This window comes from Frateuria sp., from assembly GCF_013362045.1.
Lineage (GTDB): Bacteria > Pseudomonadota > Gammaproteobacteria > Xanthomonadales > Rhodanobacteraceae > Frateuria_A.
On sequence record NZ_JABFWW010000214.1, the window covers coordinates 1 to 13,179 of the forward strand.

Below are 13,179 nucleotides of genomic sequence, written 5' to 3' on the forward strand. Positions count from 1 at the left end.
GCAGCAGCGCCGCGCCGATGAGGCCGCTTACCACGAGTGCGGCCAGGCCGCGCGTGGCTACGGTGGCGGGCAGGCTGGCGCCGATGGCGCTGTTGATCCGTTCGATCAGGCCCAGCAGCAGCGCCGCCGCGGCGAGCAGCCAGGGGAACGGGCGCAGCCGTGCCGCCGCCGCGTCGGACAGCGCCGGCAAGCGCCACGAGGATCGAGCCGCCGAGATCAGCGCCCGCCCGATGCCGCTGACGAAGGCGGCGAAGCACACCAACTGCACCAGGGCGCTGGCCAGCTCGTCGAGGTCCGGATCGAGCGTGCCGTGCCAATCCAGTCCCTCGCGCAGCAGCTGCGCAGCCACGCCGAACACCAGCATCGTGCTCAGGGCGATGGTGGCGGCCACGGCGCTGCGGCGAAGATGGCTGTCCGGCATGAAGCGCACGGCGAGCGCGAGCAGTCCGCGCTCCAGCAGCAGGCGGCCGGCGACGACCAGCAGCAGGGCCGCGCCCAGGCAGAGCAGCAGCGGCAGGCGGTTGGGCGGTTGCCAGGCGTCGTGCCATGCCGCTGCGATGCGGGCTTCCAGGCGCTGCAGGCGCGCCAGATCGTCCGGCAGCGAGCGAGCCGGATCGGCCCAGAACGCGCGCCCCAGCGGCGTGGCCGTGCGCGAGGCGAGCTGGGCCTGGAACTGGTCGCGGCGCATGCCGACCACCTGGGCTGCCAGCTGCATGCCTTCCTCGCCGAGCAGCTGCGCCTGCTTGATCTGCGCATCGAGGCTGGCCTTGGCCTTGTCCAACTGGCGCCGCTGCGCGACGACCTCCGCCGCTTCCGGCGGCGCGCCCTTGGCTGGCGCGGGACCGAGCACGGCCAGGCGCGCATCCAGGCTGTCCATCTGCGGGGCGAGCGTAGCGGCGAGCTGCCCGGCCTGGTCCTGCACGCCGAGGGCCGTCGTGCGCAGGTCGGCAAGGGCCTGGGCGTCGGGTTTTTCGTGCAGCGTCTTCTTGATCGCGTCGAGCTGGTCGCGCAGCCCGTCCAGCGTTTGCGCTGGCGCAGGCGTGGAGGTTGCGGCGGCGGGGGAGATGTCCTGGGCATGCAGTGCGCAAGCGCCGAGCAGCATCAGGCACAGGAGGAGGCGTTGCAGGATGGGCATCCGGGCATGATCGGGGGGCCGCCGCGGCCGGTCAATCACGGCCACGCGCCGCGTTGCCCACTTTTTCACGCTGCATTGCGCAGCATGCAGGCTGACCCCGAAGAGACCCCTTCCATGGCCGGAAAAGCGAGCTCCGTGCGCGCAGGCCTGCCCGCACGGGCATGCCCGGAGGCAACCCGCCGCATCCATCGAGCAGCGTCCGCACGGATGCGGCCGACCGGCGAAGCCGTCCGCCGCGGCATGCTCCCGGCCATGCGGGCCTCGGCGCGCCGACGCAATGCCGCGCCTGCAGCCGACGAGGCCAAGCCACGCAAGGCCAAGCGCGCCAGGCCGGCGCGCAATCTCGGCGGTCGCCTGGCCGCCACCATCCGCATGGCCCGCCTGCGCGCCCACCGTGCAGCCGAGGAACACGGCTTCGCCCGGCGGTAAGTTGCCCCGCCGCCACGAAAGAGCTGCGCCATGCGATCCGTGCCTTCCGGCGGTGTACGAGTGGCGGCCCAGGCATTAGAGTGCGCCCCGCGGCCGGCAGGCCGCCTCCCCTGGACCCGCACTCTCGCATGAACGCCCGCGCCGAACCGCTTGCCGCCGCCGCACCGCCTGCGGAGCCGCCGCGCACCGCCTTTGCCGTGCTCGGCGCCATCAGCTTCGCCCACCTGCTCAACGACATGATCCAGTCGTTGATCCTGGCCATCTACCCGATCCTCAAGAGCGGCTTCGACCTGAGCTTCGGCCAGGTTGGCCTGATCACGCTGACCTACCAGCTCACCGCGTCGCTGCTGCAGCCGCTGGTGGGCGTGGCCACCGACAGGCGGCCGATGCCGTACTCGCTGCCGGTCGGCATGGGCTTCACCCTGTGCGGCCTGCTGCTGTTGGCGACGGCGCCGAATTTCCCGCTGCTGCTGACGGCCGCGGCGCTGGTCGGCACCGGCTCGTCGGTGTTCCACCCCGAATCCTCGCGGGTGGCGCGGATGGCCTCGGGCGGGCGGCATGGCCTGGCGCAGTCGCTGTTCCAGGTCGGCGGCAACACCGGCGCCTCGCTGGGTCCGCTGCTGGCGGCATGGATCATCGTGCCGCACGGGCGCGGCAGCGTGGCGTGGTTCTCGCTGGCCGCGCTGCTGGCCATCGCCGTGCTGCTGCAGGTCAGCCGGTGGTACGGCGCGCATCACCTGAGTCGCGGCTCGGCGCGCCGGCACCACGCGGCGGTGATGCTCTCGCGCAACCGCGTGCTGCTGTCGCTGCTGGTGCTGGGGTTGCTGATCTTCTCCAAGTATTTCTACCTGGCCAGCCTTTCCAGCTACTACACCTTCTACCTGATCCATCATTTCGGCGTGTCGGTGCAGAACGCGCAGACGCACCTGTTCGTGTTCCTGTTCGCGGTGGCGGCCGGTTCGCTGATCGGCGGCCCGGTGGGCGACCGGATCGGGCGCAAGTCGGTGATCTGGATCTCGATCCTGGGCGTGGCGCCGTTCTCGCTGCTGCTGCCGCACGCGAACCTGTTCTGGACCGGCGCGCTGAGCGTGGTGATCGGCCTGATCCTCTCCTCGGCCTTCTCGTCGATCCTGGTCTATGCCCAGGAGCTGTTGCCCGGGCGCGTGGGCATGGTCTCCGGGCTGTTCTTCGGCTTCGCCTTCGGCATGGGCGGCATCGGCGCCGCCGTGCTCGGCCAGCTGGCCGACGCGCACGGCATCGAATACGTCTATCGCCTGTGCGCATACCTGCCGCTGATGGGGCTGATCACGGTGCTGCTGCCGGAGCTGGACCGGCCTCGCAGGGCTTGAGTCCGCAGCCATGGCCCCCGGCCGCAAGCGGTTGCGCGCCATGCTGCAGAACCCGCCGATCGACCGAGGGCCACGCCATGCGCGGCCCTTGTCTTGCGTCAGACCACCACCGGCTCCGGCTCCAGCCGCACGCCGAACTTCGCCTCGACCCCGGCGATCACCTTCTGCGCCAGCGCCCACAGCTGCGCGCCGCTGGCATGGCCGTGGTTGACCAGCACCAGTGCGTGGCGATTGGAGATGCCGGCGTCGCCCTCGCGATGCCCCTTGAAGCCGGCCGACTCGATCATCCACGCGGCGGAGAGCTTCCAGCGACCGTCGCGGCCGGGCCAGGCGACCAGTTCCGGGTGCTCGCGCTTCAGCCGTTCGCCAAGCGCGGTATCCACGATCGGGTTCTTGAAGAAACTGCCGGCGTTGCCGATGACCGCCGGATCGGGCAGCTTGCGCGTGCGCAGGTGCACCACGGCTTCGGCGACGTGGAACGGCGCGGGCTTGTCCACGCCCATGCGGGCGAGCTCTTCGCCGATGCCGGCGTAGTCGGTGCGCAGCTCGCGCTGGCGGGGCAGGGCGAAGCGCACCGCGGTGACGATGTAGCGGCCCGGCTCGCGCTTGAACAGCGAGTGGCGGTAGGCGAACGCGCAGGCGGCATTGTCCAGCGATACCACGCGCCGCTCGATGAGGTCCCACGCTTCCACACTTTGAATAAACTCGGCGACCTCCGCGCCGTAGGCGCCGATGTTCTGGATCGGCGCGGCGCCGACGGTGCCGGGGATCAGGATCAGGTTCTCCAGGCCGGCATAGCCCTGGCCCAGCGTCCAGCGCACGAAGTCGTCCCAGCGCTCGCCCGCGGCCACCGCGATGTGGGCGACGTCGCCGTCCTGTTCGACCTGCACGCCGCGGGTGGCCATCGCCACCACGGTGCCGTCGAAATCGCCGGTGAGCAGCAGGTTGCTGCCTTCGCCCAGCACCAGCAGCGGGCGGTCGCGCACGGCGGGGAAGTCGAGCAGTTCGGGGAGCTTCGCTGCATCGCGCACTTCGGCCAGCAGCCGGGCGCGCGCAGCCACGCGCAGGGTGTTGCGCGCGACCAGCGGAGCGTTTTCGAGCAGCGTGTAGCCGCCCATGTCGACCCGTTCAACCGCCATGGGCAGCCCCGCGCTGGCGGCGGATCTCCCCGACGCATTCGCCGATGAGCTGCGGGCCGCGGTAGATCAGGCCCGAATAGACCTGCACGAGGTTGGCGCCGGCGTCGAGCTTCTCGGCCGCGTCGCTGCCTTCGAGGATGCCGCCCACGCCGATGATCGGCATGGACGCACCGAGCCGCGCGCGCATGCCGCGCAGCACTTCGGTGGAGCGCGCGAACAGCGGCTTGCCGGAGAGGCCGCCGGCCTCCTGGCCGCGCGGATCGCCGGCGACGGCCGCGTGGTCGACCGTCGTGTTGGTGCAGATCAGGCCATCGATGCCGGTGCTGCGCAGCACCTGCGCGATGCCGTCGAGTTCCGCCTCGGCCAGGTCGGGCGCGATCTTCAGCAGCATCGGCTTGCGCGCGCCGGCCTGCGAGCCTAGCCGCTCCTGCGCCTCGCGCAGCGTTTCGATGAAGCGGCGCAGCGTGGCTTCCTCCTGCAGGTCGCGCAGGCCCTGGGTATTGGGCGAGGAGATGTTGACCGTCACGTAGCTGGCGTGGCGGTACACGCGCTCCAGGCAGAACAGGTAGTCGTCCACCGCACGTTCGTTGGACGTGTCCTTGTTCTTGCCGATGTTGATGCCCAGCACGCCGCGGTAGCTCGATGCCTCCACGTTGCGCACCAGCGCATCGACGCCCTCGTTGTTGAAGCCCAGGCGGTTGATGATCGCTTCGTGCGCGGGCAGGCGGAACATGCGCGGTTTCGGGTTGCCGGGCTGCGGACGCGGCGTGACCGTACCCACTTCGATGAAGCCGAAGCCCAGCGCGCCCAGCTCGTCCAGGTGCGCGGCATTCTTGTCCAATCCAGCGGCCAGGCCGATCGGGTTGGGAAAGCGGATGCCGAAGGCGTCGGCCGGAAAGTCGGCAGGCGGCATGGCGACGAAGCGTCCCAGGTTGCTGCGATGGGCCACGCCCAGCGCATACAAGGTGAGCCGGTGCGCGGTTTCGGCGTCGAGCGCGAACAGCAGTGGGCGGACGTAGTCGTACATGGGTCTATCCGTTGAGGCCCTGGCCGCCGTCGACGCACAGGGTCTGTCCCGTGATCCAGGCGGCCTGGGGCGAGGCGAGGAACAGCGCGGCGTGGGCGATCTCTTCGGGTGCGCCGAAGCGGCCGAAAGGGATCCTGGCTAGCGTCGCCTGGTAGAGCGCGGGCTCGTCCCGGCGGCGGCGGTCCCACAGGCCGTCCGGGAATTCGATCGACCCCGGCGCGATGGCATTGACGCGGATGCGCTGCCCGGCCAGGGCCAGCGCCTGCGAGGTGGTGTACTGGCTGAGCGCCGCCTTCACCGCGGCATACGGTGCGCCGTTCCGGCGCGGATGGAAGGCGGCGATGGAACTGGTGTGCAGGATGCAGGCATGCGGCGAGGCGACCAGGTGCGGCTGCGCTTCGCGCGAGGCGCGCACGGCGGCCATCAGGTCGACCTCGAAGCCTCGGATCCAGCTCTCGTCGTCGTCGCTGAAGCCGTAGCCGCTGGCGTTGTTCACCAGCACGTCGATGCCGCCCAATGCCTGGGCGGCCTCGGCGACGTAGCCGGCAATGGCCGCGGCGTCGGCCAGGTCGCAGGTGGCGGCGTGCGCGACCTGACCGAAGGCGGCCAACGCCTGCCGTGTCGCTTCCAGCGCCGGGGCGCCGCGTGCGCAGACCGAGACCATCGCGCCGGCCTGCGCAAAGGCAAGCGCGATGGCGCGCCCGATGCCCTTGCTGCCGCCGGCGACGACGACGCGGTAGCCGCGAAAATCGAAGGCCGCGCCGCCAGGCATGTCAGTGGAAGAGCGAGGAACCGATGCCGATGGACAACCCCAGCATGATGGCCGCGATGGCGAACAGCAGCAGGACCACGCCGAAGGCAAGCTGCACGTAGCCAAGCACCAGGCCGGCGATCGCCAGGCCGTCGCCTTCCAGCTGGCCCTGCGCACGGCGGATCTCGCCGCGCGCCAGGTGGCCGCAGATGATCGCGACGATGGCGCCGGCCACCGGCAACACGCACCAGGCGGCGATGCCGAAGACCAGGCTGACCACGGCCATGGCGCTGGTCGTGCGGTGAGCGGGAGGCGGTACGTTCATGACGGCGATCCTCGGCGGGGTGAGGGGCTGCATTTTGCTGCCGGGATTGGGGCGAACAGGCCTCCCCTCTCCCAACCCTCTCTCCCGGCTTTGCCAGGGGAGAGGGAGTTTGCGTTACACCGTGAACTTGATGCCCTGCGCAAGCGGCAGCGCGTCGGAGTAGTTGAGGGTGTTGGTCTGGCGGCGCATGTAGACCTTCCATGCGTCCGAGCCGGACTCGCGGCCGCCGCCGGTTTCCTTCTCGCCGCCGAAGGCGCCGCCGATCTCGGCGCCGGAGGTGCCGATGTTGACGTTGGCGATGCCGCAGTCGGAGCCTGCCGCGGAAAGGAATTGCTCGGCCGCGCGCAGGTTGTTGGTGAAGATCGACGAGGACAGGCCCTGCGGCACGTCGTTCTGCATGTCGATGGCCTCGTCCAGCGTCTTGAACGGCATCACGTAGAGGATCGGCGCGAAGGTCTCGGTCTGCACCACCTCGTCGGAGTTCCTCACCCCGGTGACGATGGTCGGCAGCACGAAGTTGCCCTTGCGGTCGGCGAGCGCCGCACCGCCGGTGCGCACGGTGCCGCCCGCGGCCTTGGCCTTCTCGATGGCGGACAGATAGCCCTGCACGGCCTCGGGACTGTTGAGCGGGCCCATCAGCGTGGTGGCCAGGGTGGGGTCGCCGATCTTGCCCTCGACCTGCTTGTACGCGCCGACCAGGGTGTTCAGCACATTGTCGAAGATCGACTCGTGCACGAACAGGCGGCGCGTCGTGGTGCAGCGCTGGCCGGCGGTGCCGACGGCGCCGAACACGATGCCGGGGATGGCGAGCTTCAGGTCGGCCGTCTCGTCCAGGATGATCGCGTTGTTGCCGCCCAGCTCCAGCAGCGAGCGACCCATGCGATGGGCCACCCGTTCGCCGACCATGCGGCCGACCCGGGTCGAGCCGGTGAAGCTGATCAGCGGGATGCGCTTGTCGTCGACGAACGACTGCGAGAGTTCGGTCCCGGCGTCGTTGAACAGGAAGAAGATGTCCGGGAAGCCGCCGGCCTTCAGTGCTTCGTTGCAGATCTTCATGCTGGCGACCGCCGACAGGGGGGTCTTGGGCGAGGGCTTCCAGATGCAGATGTCGCCGCAGACGGCGGCGAGGAAGGCGTTCCAGCTCCATACCGCGACCGGGAAGTTGAAAGCGCTGATGATGCCGACCAGGCCCAGCGGCTGGTACTGCTCGTACATGCGGTGGCCGGGGCGCTCCGAATGCATGGTGTAGCCGTGCAGCATGCGGCTCTGGCCCACGGCGAAGTCGGCGATGTCGATCATCTCCTGCACTTCGCCGTCGCCCTCGGGCTTGATCTTGCCCATCTCGAGCGCGACCAGCGAACCCAGCGCGTCCTTGTGCTTGCGCAGCGCTTCGCCGCACAGGCGGATGGCCTCGCCGCGCTTGGGCGCGGGCGTGGTGCGCCAGACCTTGAAGGCGTCCTGCGCACGCTTGACGATGGTCTCGTAGTCGGCCGCGCTGGAGGCGTGCACGCTGGCGATCACCTCGCCGGTGGCCGGGTTCTGCGGCTTCAGCGTGCCGGCGTCGGTGGTCTTGGACCACTCGCCGTTGCCCAGGTAGGTGCCGGACTGCGAATCGCCCAGGCCGAGCGCCTTGAGAATATCGTGGGACATGCGTGACTCCTTGTGGTCGAGCGCGTGGGCGCAGGACTATTGCGAAACGCACATTCTAGCAGGGCGGCCCGGCGGGGCCCGGCACCGCCGGTCGAACGGGCAATCGCGCGGACGCGCCATCCATGCCAAAATCCGCGGCCTGCCCCCGTAGCTCAGTTGGATAGAGCGTCCCCCTCCTAAGGGGAAGGTCGTACGTTCGAATCGTATCGGGGGCGCCACAAAAAAAGGCCGGCGTATCGCCGGCCTTTTTCCTTGCCCGGTGATGAAGAACCGGTCACCCCGGCATGTCTTCCAGCTCCATGCCCTTGGTCTCGCGCACCGCGACCACCACGAACACCAGCGACAGCAGCGCGAACGCGGCGTAGAGCCCGTAAGCAAAGCTCAGGCCCGCCTCGGCCAGCGCCGGGTAGCTGGAGGTGATGATGAAGTTGGCCAGCCACTGCGCCGCGGCCGCGACCGCCATCGCCACCGCGCGGATGCGGTTGGGGAACATCTCGCCCAGCAGCACCCACACCATCGGGCCCCAGCTGATGCCGAAGAACACCACGTAGGCATTGGCCGCGACCAGCGCGGTGATGTTCCAGGGTGCCGGCAGGCTCAAGGCAGCGCCGCTGCCGGTCGCCTCGGCGAAGCACCACGCCATCAGCCCCAGTGTGATCGTCATGCCGGCCGAGCCGAGCACCAGCAGCGGCTTGCGCCCGACCTTGTCGACCAAGCCGATCGCCACCAGCGTCACCAGCACGTTGACCACCGAGGTGGCCACGGTGATCGAGAACGAATCGGCCTCGCTGAAACCCACCGAGTGCCACAGCGCGGACGAGTAGTAGAAGATCACGTTGATGCCGACGAACTGCTGGAACACCGACAGCAGGATGCCGACCCACACCACCGGCAGCAGGCCCAAGCGCGGCCCGCGCAGGTCGCGCAGCCTGGGCCGGTACTCCATTTTCAGGCTGCGCTCGATCTCGCCCAACTTGTAGTCCAGCGCCGAATCGCTGCGCATCGCCAGCACCTGGCGCAACACATCGCGAGCCTCGGCCAGGCGCCCCTTGGCGACCAGGTGCCGCGGCGATTCGGGCACGCCCAGCACCAGCGCGCCGTAGATCAGCGCCGGCACGGTCGCGGCCAGGAACATCCAGCGCCATGCCGCCAGCCCGAACCACAGCGGCGCGGAGGCGCCGCCGGCGGTGCTCGCCAGCCAGGCATCGGAAAGCAGCGCGGCGAAGATGCCCAGCACGATCGCCAGCTGCTGCAGCGAGCCGAGCCGCCCGCGCACGTGAGCGGGCGACACTTCCGCGATGTAGGTGGGCGCGATCACCGAGGCCATGCCCACGCCGATGCCGCCGACCACGCGCCACAGGATCAGGTTCCACATGCCGGTGACCAGGCCCGAGCCCACCGCGCTGATCGCCAGCAGCAGGGCAGCCACCTGCATCGAGCGCACGCGGCCGAGGCGGTCGGCCAGCGGGCCGGCGTACCACGCACCCGCGGCCGAGCCGAGCAGGGCGCAGGAAACTGCGATGCCGATCCTCGCCGCATTCAACTCGAAGCCGCCGCGGATGGCCTCCACCGCGCCGTTGATCACCGCCGTGTCGAATCCGAACAGGAAGCCGCCGAGCGCCGCTGCCGCCGCGATCAACACGATGCGGGCGGTTGCCCGTTGTTCCAGCGCCAGGTCGACTGGCGTCTCCCGCGTGCTCATCCGTTCTTCCCCCGAAGCCCAAGTACAGTGGTGCGAGTCTCGCCGTTGCCGCGGTCGCCGTCCGGCTGAATACGTATGCATGGGCATCGGCACACCGTGGTCGGCCGATGGTAATGTTGTCGGCGCCGGCAGTACCAGAGGTTCCGCAGCACGTGAGCAAGGCCAAAGCGACGTCGATCGACATCGCCCATCTCGCAGGGGTCTCCCAGGCCACGGTCTCGCGTGCGCTGCGCGGCAGCCCGCTGGTGAGCGAGGAAACCCGCGAGCGCATCCGCGCCGCCGCCGAGCAGCTGAACTACAAGGTCGACAAGAACGCCTCCAACCTGCGCCTGCAGCACTCGGGCACGCTGGCGCTGCTGCTGTTCGAGGACCCGACCACCGACGGCTCGAACATCAACCCATTCTTCCATTCGCTGCTGGGCTCGATCACGCGTGCCTGCGCGCAGCAGGGCTACGACCTGCTGATCTCCTTCCAGCAGTTCTCCACCGACTGGCACGCCGACTACGCCGACAGCAAGAAGGCCGACGGCATCATCCTGCTCGGCTACGGCGACTACCATGCCTATCGCGCGCGGCTGGAGAAGCTGGTGGCGATCGGTACCCGCTTCGTGCGCTGGGGTGCGGTACAGCCCGACCAGCCGGGCGTGTCGGTCGGCTGCGACAAGTTCAGTGGCGGCCAGGCGGTGGCGCGGCACTTCATCGAGCAGGGTTGCCGCCGGATCGCCTTCCTGGGCGACGCCTCCAGCCACTATCCGGAATTCTTCGAGCGCTACCGCGGCTATGCCGATGCGCTGGCGCAGGCTGGCCTGCCGGCCGACGAGGCATTGCAGGTCGACGCCGAAAGCACGCAGCTGAGCGGCCACCGGGCGATGACCGGCTTGATCGCGCGCGGCGCGGCGTTCGATGCGGTGTTCGCCGCCAGCGACCTGATCGCCATCGGCGCCATGCGCGCGCTGGCCGAGCACGGCTACAAAGTGCCGGCGGACGTGCCGGTCGCCGGTTTCGACGACATTCCGATGGCGAGCTTCGCCAGCCCACCGCTCACCACGGTGCTGCAGGACACTCGCCGCGCCGGCGAGGTACTGGTGGACAGCCTGCTGAAGATGATCCGCGGCGAGCCGGCGCAGAGCGTGATGCTGCCGGTGAAGCTGATGGTGCGGCAGTCGAGCGTGCGGCCGTAAGGTGGGTTCTGCTCCCTCTCCCGCGGGGGGAGGGTTGGGTGAGGGGCCGGGGCTCGCGGGAAGTTATGGTCGAGCCGAAACCCCAAACGCCCAGCGCAGGAACACCGGCAGCATCTTCGCCCACGAGGCCTGCTGGTGATGTCCGCCGGGCAGCAGGAACACGGTCACGTCCGCATCCGCTCCCGTTGTCGTATAGCCGAGCTGGCGCAGGCCCCGTCGCTGCACGCCGTCGCCGCGGTAGCCGCCCACCAGATCCTGCAGATCGTCGATCACGTCGATGACGCCGTCGTGGTCGCGGTCGTTGGTCTCTTCGGCCGTTCCCGCGGCGAACCAGAACTTCAGGCCGTCGCGCTTCGGTCCGTGGTCGACCATCGCCTGCGCCAGCCGGCTGCCCTGCACCGCCTCGGCGCTGCTGCGATCGCCCGCCAGCCAGAACGAGGGCGACATGGCGCCGACCTTGCCGAACACCTCCGGGTACTGCCAGCCCAGGTTGAACGCATTGAGCGCGCCCAGCGACCAGCCCATCACCGTGCGCTGGCGGGCATCGGCGCGGGTGCGGTAGTGCGCGTCGACGTACGGCACCAGCGAGGTGGCGACCCAGGACGAATAGTCCGCGGCCCTCAGGCCGATCGCGCCGATCCTTGAGCCGCCGACCACGCTCTGCCCGCGTTGGCGGTCGGAAAGCCCGTAGCCGCTGGCGCGGTCGTGCAGCATGTCGATGGCGACCACGAGCACCGGCTCGATGGCGTGTTCGCCATACAGCTTGGCCAGTGTCTCCTGCAGTCCCACGGCCTGCATGTCCTGCCCGTCGTTGGCATACAGCACGGGATAGCGGGCGGTCGACTGTGCATAGCCCGGCGGGAGGTACACCGTGACGTGGACGCGCTCGGAGGCGAACGCCGGGGCATCCAGCTCGAGCTTCTGCACCTGCGCATGCAGCGCACAGGGCAGCAGCAGGAGCACGACAAACCACAAGCCGGCCAGGAACCGCCCAGGGTCGGCTTCAGCCCACCGTGCCTGACCTGGCAGGAGGCGGTGGGCCCATCCTGCGAAGCGCTCAATCATCCGGGTGGCTCTTGTCGCGCATCAGGCGGGTGAGTTCGGCGGCGAGATCGGCGCGGGTGGCCGGCGCGTCGAGCAGGTAGACGGCCACGCCGTGCGGCGCCACCTCGGCATCCAGCGCACCGCCGTCCGCCACCTCGATCGCCGCACCGCCCAGCGCGGCCTGCCAGCGACCCGGCTGCAGGTACTTCGCCACCTGGAAGCGCGCGGCCTTGTCGCCCTTGTTGAGCAACACCAGCGCGATCTGGTGCGTGCCGCCTTTCTGGTAGACGCGGTAGAACGCCGCCTGGTCGCCGGCCATGTGTTCGACGAGCATCAACCCGCGCTGCAGCGCCGGCGTGCGTTCGCGCAGGTTGGCGATGCGCTTGAGCTGGCGGTAGATCGGGCTCTTGCCGGCCGCATCGATGCGCGTCTGGCCGTAGTAGTTGCGGTTGCCCTCGTGCTCGGCGCGGCCGCGCTCGAAACCGGTTTCCGAGCCGTAGTAGATCGCCGGGATGCCGCGCGTGGTGAACAGCCAGTTGTTGGCGTCGATGAAGCCGAAGTCGCTGGCGTCCATGCGCGCCATGTCGTGGTTGTCGTAGAAGGTGACCAGCTCGTACGGGTTGGCGTACGGGCCATTGGTCAGGTACAGCTTCGACTGCAGCAGGCCGTAGTCGCTGCCCGGGTGCTCGAACACTGCCTTGATCGCCTGCTGCTGCGGGAAGTCGAGTAGGCTGATGCCGCCGCTCGATGGCCAGGTGTATTTGCCGATGTCGTCCGGGCTGTAGTCGAACGCCTCGCCGTACATGAAGAAGCCCGGATGCCTGGCGCGGATGCGCGCGGAGAACTGGCGCCAGAACGTGGTCGACATGTGGTTGATGGTGTCGATGCGGAAGGCGTCGGCGCCCTGGCCGATCCACTTCAGGTACGCGCCGGTGAAGTAGTCCAGCACGGCGGGGTTGGCGTCGTCGTTGTTGGACAGCTGCGCCAGGTCTTCGTACGCGTGGTAGAAGCGGTGCAGCGGGTTGTGGCGCGGGTCGAGCTGCCACGGCGGCAGGTTCTGCTCGTCGGCGACGAGCTTGCCGTGCGCGTCGAAGATCTGCCCGAACTGCGGCTGGCGCACGGGCATGGTGAACGCGGGCGAGCCATGGTTGAGCACGATGTCCTGCACCACTTTCAGGCCGGCCTTGTGCATGCCGGCGGTGAACTGCGCGAAGTCCAGGTCCTTGCTCGGCAGGTGTTCGTCGATTTTGTAGAAGTTGACGCCCCAGTAGCCGTGGAAGCCGGTCTTGCCGCGGTCGGTGAACTTCGAGCCCCAATGCACCGGGTCGCCGCCGGTGAAGGCCTCGTCCGGATTGTCCACGATCGGCGTGATCCACACGGCGCCGAAGCCCATGCCGCGGATGTAGCCGGCGTTGTCCAGCACGCCCTTGAAGTCGCCGCCCAGGTA

The 13,179-nt window shown here is 69.4% G+C and carries 12 protein-coding genes and 1 tRNA gene; 4 read left to right on the plus strand and 9 right to left on the minus strand.

The features are described 5' to 3' along the window. On the minus strand, nucleotides 1–1,135 hold a 1,135-nt coding region (locus HOQ08_RS10220; protein ID WP_291194084.1), incomplete at its 3' end, for a DUF3772 domain-containing protein. An 84-nt stretch (nucleotides 1,136–1,219) separates the two neighbouring features. On the opposite strand from HOQ08_RS10220, the gene HOQ08_RS10225 reads away from it, so the two are divergent. Both HOQ08_RS10225 and HOQ08_RS10230 read left to right on the plus strand, forming a co-directional pair. After that, nucleotides 1,220–1,564, plus strand: a complete 345-nt coding sequence (locus HOQ08_RS10225) for a hypothetical protein (protein ID WP_291194088.1) — start codon at nucleotides 1,220–1,222, stop codon at nucleotides 1,562–1,564. A 128-nt stretch (nucleotides 1,565–1,692) separates the two neighbouring features. Further along, the gene (locus HOQ08_RS10230) at nucleotides 1,693–2,913 is read left to right on the plus strand and encodes an MFS transporter (RefSeq protein WP_291194091.1); all 1,221 of its coding nucleotides are present in this window, start codon (nucleotides 1,693–1,695) and stop codon (nucleotides 2,911–2,913) included. 98 nt (nucleotides 2,914–3,011) lie between these two features. On the opposite strand, the gene murB is transcribed toward HOQ08_RS10230, so the two are convergent. From murB to HOQ08_RS10255, 5 genes are all read right to left on the minus strand, one after another. Continuing rightward, nucleotides 3,012–4,031, minus strand: a complete 1,020-nt coding sequence (gene murB, locus HOQ08_RS10235; protein WP_291194115.1) for a UDP-N-acetylmuramate dehydrogenase — start codon at nucleotides 4,029–4,031, stop codon at nucleotides 3,012–3,014. 10 nt (nucleotides 4,032–4,041) lie between these two features. After that, nucleotides 4,042–5,079, minus strand: a complete 1,038-nt coding sequence (locus tag HOQ08_RS10240; protein ID WP_291194094.1) for a quinone-dependent dihydroorotate dehydrogenase — start codon at nucleotides 5,077–5,079, stop codon at nucleotides 4,042–4,044. Nucleotides 5,080–5,083: 4 nt separating this feature from the next. Beyond that, the gene (locus HOQ08_RS10245) at nucleotides 5,084–5,851 is read right to left on the minus strand and encodes an SDR family oxidoreductase (protein WP_291194097.1); all 768 of its coding nucleotides are present in this window, start codon (nucleotides 5,849–5,851) and stop codon (nucleotides 5,084–5,086) included. 1 nt (nucleotide 5,852) lies between these two features. After that, entirely contained in the window at nucleotides 5,853–6,155 is a 303-nt protein-coding gene (locus HOQ08_RS10250) for a DUF4190 domain-containing protein (RefSeq protein ID WP_291194100.1), read from the minus strand. A gap of 114 nt (nucleotides 6,156–6,269) precedes the next feature. Beyond that, complete coding sequence (locus tag HOQ08_RS10255) at nucleotides 6,270–7,805, minus strand: aldehyde dehydrogenase family protein (protein ID WP_291194103.1); 1,536 nt, start codon at nucleotides 7,803–7,805, stop codon at nucleotides 6,270–6,272. A gap of 141 nt (nucleotides 7,806–7,946) precedes the next feature. On the opposite strand from HOQ08_RS10255, the gene HOQ08_RS10260 reads away from it, so the two are divergent. Beyond that, a tRNA-Arg gene (locus HOQ08_RS10260) sits at nucleotides 7,947–8,023 on the plus strand. 56 nt (nucleotides 8,024–8,079) lie between these two features. Here HOQ08_RS10260 and HOQ08_RS10265 read toward each other — a convergent pair. Then, nucleotides 8,080–9,507: a sugar porter family MFS transporter gene (locus HOQ08_RS10265; protein WP_291194106.1), complete on the minus strand. Its 1,428-nt coding sequence runs from the start codon at nucleotides 9,505–9,507 to the stop codon at nucleotides 8,080–8,082. 113 nt (nucleotides 9,508–9,620) lie between these two features. Between HOQ08_RS10265 and HOQ08_RS10270 the strand changes: the two genes are divergently transcribed. Then, nucleotides 9,621–10,688 carry a LacI family DNA-binding transcriptional regulator gene (locus HOQ08_RS10270; protein ID WP_291194118.1) on the plus strand — a complete coding sequence of 356 codons (1,068 nt, stop codon included), beginning with the start codon at nucleotides 9,621–9,623 and terminating at the stop codon, nucleotides 10,686–10,688. Nucleotides 10,689–10,751: 63 nt separating this feature from the next. On the opposite strand, the gene HOQ08_RS10275 is transcribed toward HOQ08_RS10270, so the two are convergent. Both HOQ08_RS10275 and HOQ08_RS10280 read right to left on the minus strand, forming a co-directional pair. Continuing rightward, nucleotides 10,752–11,651 carry an alpha/beta hydrolase-fold protein gene (locus HOQ08_RS10275; protein ID WP_291194109.1) on the minus strand — a complete coding sequence of 300 codons (900 nt, stop codon included), beginning with the start codon at nucleotides 11,649–11,651 and terminating at the stop codon, nucleotides 10,752–10,754. 94 nt (nucleotides 11,652–11,745) lie between these two features. Then, nucleotides 11,746–13,179, minus strand: a 1,434-nt coding sequence (locus HOQ08_RS10280) for an alpha-amylase family glycosyl hydrolase (RefSeq protein WP_291194112.1), incomplete at its 5' end; no start/stop codon positions are given.